At 67.6% G+C, this 11367-nt stretch carries 13 protein-coding genes; 3 read left to right on the top strand and 10 right to left on the bottom strand.

Going from position 1 to position 11367, the window contains the following annotated elements:
* Window positions 1-103 precede the first annotated feature (103 nt).
* The 7 genes from IFT71_RS10325 to IFT71_RS10295 all read right to left on the bottom strand — a co-directional run bounded on the left by IFT71_RS10325 (window position 104) and on the right by IFT71_RS10295 (window position 4916).
* Window positions 104-346, bottom strand: coding sequence for a hypothetical protein (locus IFT71_RS10325; protein WP_031394821.1), 243 nt, complete (start codon window positions 344-346; stop codon window positions 104-106).
* A 357-nt stretch (window positions 347-703) separates the two neighbouring features.
* A complete protein-coding gene (locus IFT71_RS10320; RefSeq protein ID WP_037529102.1) occupies window positions 704-949 on the bottom strand; it encodes a hypothetical protein in 246 nt (81 codons plus the stop codon).
* A gap of 109 nt (window positions 950-1058) precedes the next feature.
* The gene (locus IFT71_RS10315) at window positions 1059-1838 is read right to left on the bottom strand and encodes an exonuclease domain-containing protein (protein ID WP_042467016.1); all 780 of its coding nucleotides are present in this window, start codon (window positions 1836-1838) and stop codon (window positions 1059-1061) included.
* A gap of 27 nt (window positions 1839-1865) precedes the next feature.
* Window positions 1866-2321, bottom strand: a complete 456-nt coding sequence (locus tag IFT71_RS10310; RefSeq protein ID WP_031440476.1) for a PH domain-containing protein — start codon at window positions 2319-2321, stop codon at window positions 1866-1868.
* Between the two features lie 67 nt (window positions 2322-2388).
* Window positions 2389-3756: a phosphoglucomutase/phosphomannomutase PgmG gene (gene pgmG, locus IFT71_RS10305; protein ID WP_192140677.1), complete on the bottom strand. Its 1368-nt coding sequence runs from the start codon at window positions 3754-3756 to the stop codon at window positions 2389-2391.
* 16 nt (window positions 3757-3772) lie between these two features.
* Window positions 3773-4027: a molecular chaperone DnaJ gene (locus IFT71_RS10300; RefSeq protein ID WP_031396256.1), complete on the bottom strand. Its 255-nt coding sequence runs from the start codon at window positions 4025-4027 to the stop codon at window positions 3773-3775.
* A 34-nt stretch (window positions 4028-4061) separates the two neighbouring features.
* Entirely contained in the window at window positions 4062-4916 is an 855-nt protein-coding gene (locus IFT71_RS10295) for a division plane positioning ATPase MipZ (protein WP_244654861.1), read from the bottom strand.
* A 75-nt stretch (window positions 4917-4991) separates the two neighbouring features.
* Between IFT71_RS10295 and panC the strand changes: the two genes are divergently transcribed.
* Window positions 4992-5843 carry a pantoate--beta-alanine ligase gene (panC, locus tag IFT71_RS10290; protein ID WP_192140675.1) on the top strand — a complete coding sequence of 284 codons (852 nt, stop codon included), beginning with the start codon at window positions 4992-4994 and terminating at the stop codon, window positions 5841-5843.
* Window positions 5844-5923: 80 nt separating this feature from the next.
* On the top strand, window positions 5924-6220 hold the full coding sequence (locus tag IFT71_RS10285) for a sel1 repeat family protein (protein ID WP_159511910.1): 297 nt from the start codon (window positions 5924-5926) through the stop codon (window positions 6218-6220).
* A gap of 44 nt (window positions 6221-6264) precedes the next feature.
* On the opposite strand, the gene topA is transcribed toward IFT71_RS10285, so the two are convergent.
* Entirely contained in the window at window positions 6265-8886 is a 2622-nt protein-coding gene (gene topA / locus IFT71_RS10280; protein WP_192140673.1) for a type I DNA topoisomerase, read from the bottom strand.
* Window positions 8887-9299: 413 nt separating this feature from the next.
* On the opposite strand from topA, the gene IFT71_RS10275 reads away from it, so the two are divergent.
* A complete protein-coding gene (locus tag IFT71_RS10275) occupies window positions 9300-9566 on the top strand; it encodes a hypothetical protein (RefSeq protein WP_192140671.1) in 267 nt (88 codons plus the stop codon).
* Here the strand turns inward: IFT71_RS10275 and dprA are convergent.
* Window positions 9535-10671: a DNA-processing protein DprA gene (gene dprA, locus IFT71_RS10270; RefSeq protein WP_192140669.1), complete on the bottom strand. Its 1137-nt coding sequence runs from the start codon at window positions 10669-10671 to the stop codon at window positions 9535-9537. The genes IFT71_RS10275 and dprA overlap by 32 nt on opposite strands.
* On the bottom strand, window positions 10664-11281 hold the full coding sequence (gene plsY, locus IFT71_RS10265; RefSeq protein ID WP_192140663.1) for a glycerol-3-phosphate 1-O-acyltransferase PlsY: 618 nt from the start codon (window positions 11279-11281) through the stop codon (window positions 10664-10666). The genes dprA and plsY overlap by 8 nt, the downstream gene beginning before the upstream one ends.
* Between the last annotated feature and the right edge of the window lie 86 nt (window positions 11282-11367).

The raw sequence follows: 11367 nt of genomic DNA, 5'->3' as shown, positions 1-11367 counted from the left end.
GCGCGACGGCGATTGCGAGGATCGGGGCGTCTGGCCGCGCCGGATGGGCATCGACACCGGCCCGCCAGGGTGGGGCCGGCGCCAGCGCCGACCCCGTTATGTCTTAGTTGCTGTCGGAGTTGTTGTCGTCGTCGATCGCGAGATACAGCGCGCCGCCCACGGCAACGGCAGCGACGGCGACGATGACCAGACCGGCACCGGCAACCTTGTTCTTCTTGGCAGTCGGCGATGCAGCGCGCACCGACTTGGCGACCGACAGCGACGCTGCGGAATTTGCAGCAGCATTCGCCGCGACGGGCATGGCCGAGACGGCAACGGCAGCAGCCGTGAGAAGGATCTTACGCATGAGAACAACTCCGTAACTTTATGAGAAGAGCGCACAGTATAGGCGTTTGTATTAAAAATGAAGCAACGTCTAAACCAATCGGGGGCAATTATCGGTCGCCGACCGTGACCCTAGGGCAACAGTTTTCGGGTGCTGGCCTTGCCAACGCGGCGGTCGCCACTGTGCCGCATCGATCGCGGGATTGGCCGAGACCCGGAGATCGCAATCGCGATCGGTCGGGATGGCCATCAAGATCACGGATCATCATGACCCGGTGATATCGTCGTCATGGTTCGACTTTGGCAGGCCCTCTAACCCGCCCGACAAGGCGAGACCGCTGCCGTTCGAGCGGATGACATCGCTACGCCGTTCGTTTGCTCAGTTGCTGTCCGAATCATCGTCGTCGCTCGAGGCGAGCAGAATGGCGCCGCCCACGATGACAACCGTTGCCAGCAGGGGGACGATCAGGCTCGGACCGGCAAGCTTGGTCTTCCTGACGGTCTGCGTCGATACACGCACCGACTTGGCGACAGACAATGGCGCCGCTGCGTTGGTGGCTGCATTCGCGGTGGCCGGCATCGTAGCGATTGCAAATGCTGCAGCAGTGATGATGAACTTGCGCATGAAGGGTCTCCACTTCACCGAAGGAGACACGATCATAGTTCAATTCACGAATAATATAAACGCGCGTCATGTTTTGGTACGGATTATATGTATCCGCGGCGAAGTCGCGCTAAAGCAACAGTTCCTGCGCGCTCGCCTTGCCGACACGGCCGCCACCACTGCGCCGATCCATCTCGTGATTGGCGGTGAAGCGGATATCGGGATCGCGATCGGTCAGGAACGCCATCAGGGTCTCGTGATCCAGTTCGGACCATTCCTTGCCGCGGTCGGGGCCATAGCGCACGCGTGGGATCAGGCCGGGATCGCGCGACCATTCGATCAGCTGCGCCAGGCTCGCCTCGTTGAGCATGTCACGCAGATGAAACGCGGTGACATAGGCGTCGGGGAAGGCGCGATGCGCGGGCAGGCCGCGCTCATGCTCCATCCCCGCGGGCTTGCGCCAATAGCGCAGCACCTGGTTCGAAAAGCTCGGCGAATCGGGCCAAAGCCGCAGCGCGCATTTCCAGGTGCAGATCCATTCGGCGTCGCGCGTCAGCGCGGGAGTACAGAATTTCTGCTCGAAATCGGCGCGGTGCGCGGCCAGCGCGAGCCGTCGCGGCCAGGGATCGAGCACCTGGCGCGCGCAATCATGCCACCAGGGCGCATCGGCGACATGCTCGTCGAGAATATGGTGGATCGCCTGCGTCACCGGCGGGATCAGCCGGCCGGGATTGACCAGCAGGCTGCCGCCCTCGCCGTAGATTTCCCAGCGCCCGTCCTCGCCCAGCGCGACGTCCTGCCAGCCGATCTCGCACACGCCGTGCGCGGGGGGAGCCGATCCGGTGGTCTCGAGGTCGATGACCCGGATCATCTGCGGCTGGGGTTTGGGCTTTGCATAAGATGGCGCCATGACTGCCATGTGGGGACAAAAGCGCGGCTAATCCAGCGCGTATGCACCGTCGCGGTCGATATCGACCTCGCGCACGCCGCGCCGCTGGCGCGCACGGTCGACGAGCGTGCGCAGCCCCTCGCGCCGGTCGCGCGCCATCGGCACGTCGCGCAGGACGAATTCGCCGCCGCCGGTCGTGCGATCGGTCGACGTCAGCACGATCGTGCCGATGTCGGTCATCTGGTTGAGCAGCGAATAGCCGAGCCGGACGTCCTTGATCCGGTAGAGCTCGATCTCGTCGATCGTCTTGAACAGGATGCCGCGCTTCACGATCAGCCGCTGGTCGGTGATCTCGAAGGTCGTGCTCCGGTTCCGGAGCCAGCGCAGCCCGATCAGCACGAAACCCACGCCGACCAGGCAGGTCAGCAGCGTTCCCCAGCCGGCAAAGCTGCCGAGCAGCCAGCGGCGCGTGCTGGACCGGAATTCGTCGATGGGTCGCTCCACGCGGCACTCCTTGGGATGATGGCGGAGGGTAGGGTAGCGCGGCCCCGAGTCAATCGCGGCACGCGGATCAGGCTCGCGTCACCCCGCAGGCCGCGAGGTGCGCATCGACCGCGGCGAGCAGGCTGGCAAGCGCGTCGTCGGTGCGTGCCTCGGCGCGCACCGTCAGCATCGCCTGCGTGTTCGACGCGCGCAGCAGCCACCAGCCATCGGGCGTGGTGACGCGCGCGCCGTCGGTCAGGTCGACCACCGCGCCATCGCGCGCCAGCCGTGCGACGACCGCGTCCACCACCGCGAACTTCTCCGCGTCGTCGACCGGGAAGCGCAGATCGGGCGTCGCGACCAGCGCCGGCATCGCATCGTGCAGCGCGGTCAGCGATTGTCCCGACAGATGCACCGCGCGAATGAGGCGGACCGCGGCATAGGCGGCGTCGTCGAACCCGTAATAGTCGCCGGCGAAGAACAGGTGCCCGCTCAGCTCGCCGCCGAGCGGGGCGCCGGTGCGCGTCATCGCGGTCTTCATCAAGCTGTGCCCGGTCGGCGCCATCACCGCCTCGCCGCCAAGCGTGGTGATCCGGTCGAACAGCGCCTGGGACGACTTCACGTCCGCGACGATCGATGCGCCGGGATGCTCGCGCAGCGCGGGCTCGACCAATATGGACAGGATCTGATCCCCCCAGATCACCCGTCCCAGCGCGTCGACCGCACCGATCCGGTCGCCATCGCCGTCAAAGGCCAGTCCGAAGTCGAGGTTGTTTTTCGTGACGAGCCGTTTCAGATCGGCAAGGTTCGATTCTTCGGTAGGATCTGGATGATGATTGGGAAAATTGCCGTCGACTTCGGCGAAGATCACATGATGCTCACCCGGGAGGAGCTTGACCAGCGCCTCGATCACCGGGCCCGCGGCGCCGTTGCCCGTATCCCAGCCGATCCTATAGGCGCCGCCGGCATAGCCCGCCATCAGCCGGCCAACATAGGCATCGCGCAGGTCGACGGTGGTAACCACGCCGGCGCCTTCGCTCCACGCGCCCGACGCCGCAAGCGCGGCAAGATCCTGGATGTCGTCACCGAAAAATGGGGCGTGACGCAATACCATCTTGAAGCCGTTATACTCGGCGGGATTATGGCTGCCGGTTACGTGGATGCCGCCATCCACTTCTAGCGTCGCCTCGGCATAATAGAGCATCGGCGACGGGCCGAGACCGATCCGGACGACGTCGACGCCGCCCGCGACCAGCCCCGCGACGAGCGCCGCCTCGAGTGCGGGGGAGGACAGGCGACCGTCATAGCCGACCGCCACGCGGGTGCCGCCGACGCTGCGCACGCGCGTCGCGAACCCCCGGCCGATCGCGGTGGCATCTGCGGGGCCAAGGCTTTTGCCGACGATCCCGCGAACGTCATATTCGCGCAGCGCGCTGGGGTCGAACTGATGCGTCATACGTCTCTGTGTCGGCTTATCGCGTGCGTTTGAGCAGCAGGTCGCGCGCGGCGTTCACCCGCCGCGTCAGGTCGGTCGAGCCGCCGCGGTCGGGATGGACCGAGGCGATCAGCCGCCGGTGCGCGCTGCGGACCGCGTCCGCATCCGCAAGCGCATCGATCCCTAGGATCGCGCGCGCTTCCGCTTCGTCGGTCACCACGCGCTGTTTCGGCTTGGGGCGCAGATACCGCCAGGCCAGCCAGATCAGCAGTGCGGTGGCGATCCACGTCACGCCGCGGCCCTGCGGCGGACCGTGGTGCGGTCCGTCATGCAGCGACATCCGACACGGGGCCGGGCGACGACGGCGCGGCGGCGCGCGGCGCGGTTTCGGTGACCAGCTCGGGCAGCTGCAGCGCCGCCATCATCTCGCGCAGTTCCTGGCGCGCGGCGACGTGCGCCAGCCCCATGCCGCCGAATTCCTTCGCATCGATCATCGTCAGCCCGGCGGGGAACATCTCGCGGTAGATGACGCGTTCGCCGAGCCCCGGGATGATCCGGAATCCGACCCGCTTCGACAGCTGGACCAGCGCATCCGAGACGCGGCGCATGTTGCGCGCCTCGATATGCTGCAGCCGGTTGCGCAGCACGACCCAGTCGATCGTCGTCCCGTCCGCGCGGGCGCGCTGCTTGCGCGCGTCCCAGATCAGCTCGGAATAGAAGCTCGGCCGCGTCACCTGGAAGGTTTCGGGATCGACCTGCCCGATCAGGTCGAAATCGACGAAGCTGTCGTTCATCGGCGTGACCAGCGTGTTCGAGAGCGCGGCGGCGGTGCGCGCAAACCGATCGTCGCGGCCGGGCGTGTCGACGACGAGGAAATCCGAGTCCGCGCACAGCGCATGCCACAGGTCCTCGAACTGGTCCTCGGTCTGCGCCGACAGCGTCGCGTGACGCGGCATCGGCAGCGCGGAGCCGGTGCGCTTGATCGTCTCGGCGCGGTTGTCGAGATAGCGGCCGACGGTGCGCTGGCGGTGGTCGAGGTCGAGACAGGCGACGCGCGCGCCCCTGGCGGCCAGCGCGATCGCGACATGGACCGCGGTCGTCGATTTGCCCGTGCCGCCCTTCTCGTTGGCGAACACGATGACGTGCGTCGAAGCGTGAGGGGAATCCGGGCCCGTGGCCAACGCGCGTTTCCTTATTGATCGTGAGTGACGCCCTTCATAGAAGCCGCGACCGTACTTATCGAGTGGGAGTTTCACGTGGACACCGTCAGGGACCTGAATATGCTGCGCGAAAGCGTCGCCGCGTTCCGCGCGGCCGGCCAGCGCGTCGCGCTCGTCCCGACGATGGGGGCGCTCCACGCCGGCCATGTCGCGCTGATCGAGGCGGCGAAACGCCCGGGAACGAAGGTCGTCGCGTCGATCTTCGTGAACCCCAAACAGTTCGGCCCGAACGAGGATCTCGCGCGCTATCCGCGGCGCGAGATGGCGGACATCAGGCTGCTGAACGAGGTCGGCTGCGACCTGCTCTGGGCGCCGGGCGTCGAGGTCATGTATCCCGACGGCTTTGCCACCAATGTCAGCGTCGCCGGGGTGAGCGAGGGCTTTGACGGGGCCGCGCGTCCCGGCCATTTCGACGGCGTCGCGACCGTCGTCGCCAAGCTGTTCAACCAGGTCGGCGCGGATGCCGCCTATTTCGGTGAAAAGGACTTCCAGCAGCTCGCCGTCATCCGCCGGATGGTCACCGATCTCGACTTCGCGATCGAGATCGTCGGCGTCCCGACGCAGCGCGACGATGACGGCCTCGCCATGTCGTCGCGCAACATCTATCTCGACGACGACCAGCGCCGGCAGGCGGTCGCGCTGCCGCGGGCGCTCGGCGTTGCCGCGCGCGCGATCGCCCGCGGCGAGGATGTCGCCGCCGTGCTCGACGACGCCCGGACCGCGCTGGTCGGCGCGGGCTTCGCGATCGACTATGTCGCGCTCGCGGATGCCGAGACTCTCGTCGAGCAGACGGGTGCGGAACAGTCCGGCGCGGGCCGCCCGCGGCGCCTGCTCGCGGCGGCGCGGATGGGCACGACCCGGCTGATCGACAATATCGCGGTCGACTAGGCAATCCTACGGAATGCCCCGTTAACCATTGTGCAGGCCGAGTCGGTCCAGTCTGTCGGCAGGAACAGCGGGGACCGACAATGGCTGGCAGGCTCAAGACCAAGAATTTCCTGATCGAACGGCGCCTCGCCGATGCCGCGCGCGGCGACGGGCGGGCGTGTTACGAACTCGGGATGGTGTATTCGACCGGCACCGCGGGCGTCGTGCTCGACCTGATCGAGGCGCATAAATGGTTCAACCTGGCGGCGGTGTCGGGCAATCACGCGGCGCAGGAATGCCGCGCGCAGATCGCCGAGGACATGAGCCCACGCGACATTGCGGTGGCGCAGCGCGCCGCGCGCGACTGGATGCAGTTGACGCAACGCCGCGCGGCGTAAGCCTTCTGTCTGTATCCTCCCCCTGACGGGGGAGGATCAGGGCGTTATTCGGCTGCGGCCTTCTTCTTCGGCGCGGCCTTTTTCGCAGGCGCCTTCTTGGCCGGTGCCTTCTTCACCGGCGCCGCCTTCGCCTCCCCGTCCTTGGCCGCAGCGGTCTTGGCCGGTGCCTTCTTCGCCGCGGGCTTCTTGGCGGGCGCCTTCTTCTTCTTCGTCGCAGGCGCCGCCGCGGCCCGCGCGTCGATCAGCGAGGCGGCTTCCTCCAGCGTCAGCTGGTCCTTCTCGATCGACTTGGGCAGGGTCGCATTCGTCGTGCCGTCGGTGACATAGGGACCGTAACGCCCCTCCATCAGCTTGATCTCCGCCTCGGTGCGCGGATGGTTGCCCAGCACCTTGAGGGGGGCCTGCGCGCCACGCGCCTGTCGGCTACCGCCCGCTGCCGCTTCGGCCAGCTTCACGACCGCCGCGTTCATCCCCGTCTCGAACACGTCCGCGGTCGAGGTCAGGCGGGCATATTTCCCGGCATGCTTGAGGTACGGGCCGTAACGGCCGATCGCGGCGGTGATCGGTTCGCCCGTTTCGGGGTGCACGCCGATCGTCCGTGGCAGGTTCAGCAGTTTCAGCGCCCATTCTAGGTCGAGCTCGCCAATATCCTTCGGGATCGACGCCATCTTGCGCGCCTCGCCCTCGCCGATCTGGATATAGGGTCCAAACCGGCCGGACTTGCGCTCGACGGGCAGGTTCGTCTCCGGATCGACGCCGAGCGTCGAGGGTCCGGTATCGCCTTCCGCCTCGCCACCGGGCTGCGCGAAGCGGCGGGTATATTTGCATTCGGGATAGTTGGAGCAGGCGATGAACGCGCCGAACTTGCCGCCGCGCAGCGCGAGCTGCCCCTCGCCGCAATTCGGGCAGAGCCGCGGATCGCCGCCGTCCGCCTTGGCGGGGAACAGATAGGGCGCGAGGAAGGTGTCGAGTTCGGCGGTGATCGCGCTGGGCTGCTGCTCCATCACCTCGTTGGTGCGCGGCTTGAAATCGCGCCAGAACGCGTCGAGCACCGACTGCCATTGCGCGCGGCCGCCCGACACGTCGTCGAGTTCCTCCTCGAGTTCCGCGGTATAGTCGTAACCGACATATTTCTCGAAGAAGCGCTCGAGGAACGCCGTCACGAGGCGTCCGCTCTCCTCGGCGAAGAAGCGGTTCTTCTCGATCCGGACGTACGCACGGTCCTTCAGCGTCTTGATGATCGACGCATAGGTGGACGGGCGACCGATGCCCAGCTCCTCCATCCGCTTGACGAGGCTGGCCTCCGAGAAGCGCGGCGGCGGCTGGGTGAAGTGCTGCTCGGCGTCGACCTTCTTCTTGGCCGGCGCATCGCCCTCCTTCATCCGCGGCAGGCGGCGCGCGTCCTCGTCCTGCGTGTCGTCGGCGCCTTCCTCGTACAAGGCGAGATAGCCGGGGAAGAGCACGACCTGACCGGTGGCGCGCAGGATGTTGCGACCCGTGCCGTCGGCCATCTCGACCGTGGTGCGCTCCATGCGGGCCGACGCCATCTGGCTGGCGAGCGCGCGCTTGAAGATCAGGTCGTACAGCCGCGCATGATCGCCGCCGCCGGCCTTGTCCTTGCCGAAATCGGTCGGGCGGATCGCCTCATGCGCTTCCTGCGCGTTCTTCGCCTTCGACTGGTACTGGCGCGGCTTGTCGGGGACGTAGCTCGCGTCGAAGCGGTTCGCGACCGCGAGGCGCGCGGCTGAAATCGCGCTGCCGTCCATCTGCACGCCGTCGGTACGCATATAGGTGATCGCGCCGTCCTCGTAGAGCCCTTGCGCGATCCGCATCGTGTGATCGGCGGAGAAGCCGAGCTTGCGCGACGCCTCCTGCTGCAGCGTCGAGGTCGTGAACGGCGGCGGCGGGTTGCGCGTGGCGGGCTTGGTCTCGACCGTCTGGACCGAGAAATTGCCGTCGAGCACCGCCTGCTTGGCACGCAGCGCGTCGCCTTCGTTGCCGATCGACAGGCGGTCGAGCTTGTTGCCCTCGAACTGCGTCAGGCGCGCCTGGAACGCGGTGCCGTCATGCTCCATCTCGGCGGTGACGGACCAGTATTCCTGCGGCTTGAACACGTCGATTTCGCGCTCGCGCTGGACGATCAGGCGCAGCGAGACGGACTGGACACGGCCCGCGGACTTGGCGCCGGGCAGCTTGCGCCACAGCACCGGCGAGAGCGTGAAGCCCACGAGGTAATCGAGCGCACGGCGGGCGCGGTAGGCGTCGATCAGATCGTCGTCGAGCTCGCGCGGATTCTTCATCGCCTCGGTAACGGTCGCCTTGGTGATCGCGTTGAAGGTGACGCGTTCGACCTCCTTCGGCAGTGCCTTGCGCGCGCGCAGTACCTCGCGGACGTGCCACGAAATCGCCTCGCCCTCGCGATCCGGATCGGTCGCGAGGATCAGGCGGTCGGCGGTCTTGGCAAGATCGGTGATCGCTTTCAGCTGCTTCGACTTGTCGGCGTAATTCTCCCACGTCATCGCGAACTGGTCGTCGGGATCCACCGAGCCGTCCTTGGGCGGCAGGTCGCGGACATGGCCGTAGCTGGCCAGCACGCGATAGTCGCTGCCGAGATACTTCTCGATGGTTTTGGCCTTGGCAGGCGATTCGACGATGACAAGCTGCATGGGGAAACCGGGATCCTTACGTGTACGCGTACGAGGGTGACGGCGTTCGGGTGGTGCCGTCAAGCAGGCGCTTGGTCGGCATGAGTGCGCCAGATAGGGCGCCGGCGCCCGTTTGTCAGAGGCAGGGCGGGCGCGGTGGCGGCATCGCGGTGCGCGATCGCGGGCGCGGATCGTGCAGGCCGGATGCCGTTCCCGCCCGGGACTGGTCGAAGTGATGTCGGTAGATCACATGCTGGATAATTGATCCAAATCAGGTTAATTGTTGGTGTAAGATCGCATCGATCGGCGCTCATTTCGGCGGATTGCATGACATATCAGGGCCCTCTGCCACGCTGCAATGCCCCCGAACGGGAAAGCGCGTCCTGCCGCGCCACGGCGTCGATCACTGTCCGGGTGGATCCGGCGGGCGACGCATGACCCCCGCGGCACTCGTCCTCGCGCAACGCAAATGCGCGGTGCTGGCGCGACGGATCGCGACGCTGCGCCGGGCCGCGCTGCGCACGACCACCCCGCTGCTGATCGAGGACGACCAGCGCGAGCTCGACGGATTGATCGCGACGATCCAGCGGGCCTGCGACGATGCGGACGCGCTCGCCCGGAAACAGCGTGCGGCGATCGCGCTGGCGCTGGCGACGACCGGCGGCGCGCCTAACCGGCGGATGCGGCCCAGATCAGGCTGACGCGCCCGCCCGCATGCCGTTCCAGCCGGCCGGCCAGTTCGAGTTCGAGCAGGATCAGCTGGACGATCGCGGGCGCCCGGTGCGACTGGCGGACGAGTTCGTCGATGCCGACGGGGACGGGGCCGAGCAGGTCGGTGACCGCGCGCCGGTCCGCCTCACTCGCATCGTCCGGATACCCACCGCCGGTGTCCTGCCCGGTATAGGCGTCGACGGGGGAGCGGACCGAGCGGCTGTCGAACGGGCGGATTTGTTCGAGAATGTCCGCGGCCGACTGGACCAGCGTCGCCCCCTCGCGGATCAGCAGATTGCACCCTTGTGCGCGCGGATCGAGCGGGCTGCCGGGCACCGCCATCACCTCGCGTCCCTGCTCGGCGGCGAGCCGCGCGGTGATCAGCGAGCCCGATTTGGGCACCGCCTCGACCACCACCGTCCCGATCGAGAGCCCTGCGATGATGCGGTTTCGCGACGGGAAGTTGCGTGCCTTGGGTTCGGTGCCGGGCGGCTGTTCGGCGAGCAACAGCCCGTGCGTGGCGATCGCGTCCTGCAGCGCGGCATTGTCGGGCGGATAGGCGATGTCGATACCGCTCGCGATCACGCCGATCGTGCCGCCGGATCCGGTCCCGGTGCCGTTTTTCCCGAGCGCGCCGACATGCGCGGCGGTGTCGATCCCGCGCGCGACGCCCGACACCACCGTCGTGTCCGCCTCGGCGAGCGCATGCGCGAGTTCGCGAGCGAAACGGCACGCGGCGGCAGAGGCGTTGCGCGCGCCGACCATCGCGATGCACGGCCGTGTCGCATGCGCGATGTCGCCGCGCAGGATCAGCACCGGCGGCGCAGTTTCGGTCTCAGCCAGCAGGCGGGGGTAATCGGGGTCGTCGACAAAGAGGTAGCGGGCGCCGAGCCGCGCCGTCGCCGCCATCTCGCGGTCGACCAGCGTCCGGTCCGCGACCCGCGGGACGCGCCCGCCGCCGCGTGCGGCCAGCGTCGGCAGTGCGTCGATCGCGGCCTGCGCGTTGCCGAAACGCGCGATCAGCTGGCGATAGGTGACCGGTCCGATCCCGGTCGTACGGATGAGCCGAAGTCTGGCGACCGCGGTGTCAGCCACCGCGCGGCCGGCTGGTGCCACCGATCCGCGGCTCGGTCCCGGCGAGCAGCCGCTGGACGTTCTCGCGGTGTTTCCACCCGACGATCAGCGCGAGCGCGAGGAGCAGCAGGACCAGATCCGTGCGCCCGAACAGCGCGGCGGCGAGCGGTGCGCTGAACGCCGCGGCGATGCCCGCGACCGACGAGATCCGCAGCGTGCCGAGCAGGCCGAGCCACACCACCGCATAGACCAGCCCGAGCGGCCAGTGGAGCGCGACGACGATTCCCATCAGCGTCGCGACGCCCTTGCCGCCGCGGAACCGCAGCCAGACCGGGTAGCAATGGCCGATAAAGGCGCCGGCCGCCGCGAGCAGCGCGTTGCCGGGAAACAGATGCGCGACCAGCAGCACCGCAACCAGACCCTTGGCCATGTCGAGCAGCAGCGTCGCCGCGGCAAGGCCCTTGCGCCCGGTCCGCAGCACGTTGGTCGCGCCGATATTGCCCGATCCGATCGTCCGCAGATCGCCCGCGCCGCCCAGCCGCGTGAGGATGACGCCGAACGGGATCGACCCCAGCAGGTAGCCGAGCGCCAGCGACAGCGTCGGCACGACCCAGAATATGTCCGTCTGCAAGAAAGCTCCCCCGTTCCGCCCCGCTATAAACGACCCGCGGCGGACGGCAAATGCTGCGACATCCCCACCCCGTCATCCTGACGAAA

The organism is Sphingomonas sp. CFBP 13733 (assembly GCF_014841795.1).
GTDB lineage: Bacteria > Pseudomonadota > Alphaproteobacteria > Sphingomonadales > Sphingomonadaceae > Sphingomonas > Sphingomonas aerolata.
This window is presented reverse-complemented; position numbering and strand designations above follow the sequence as displayed.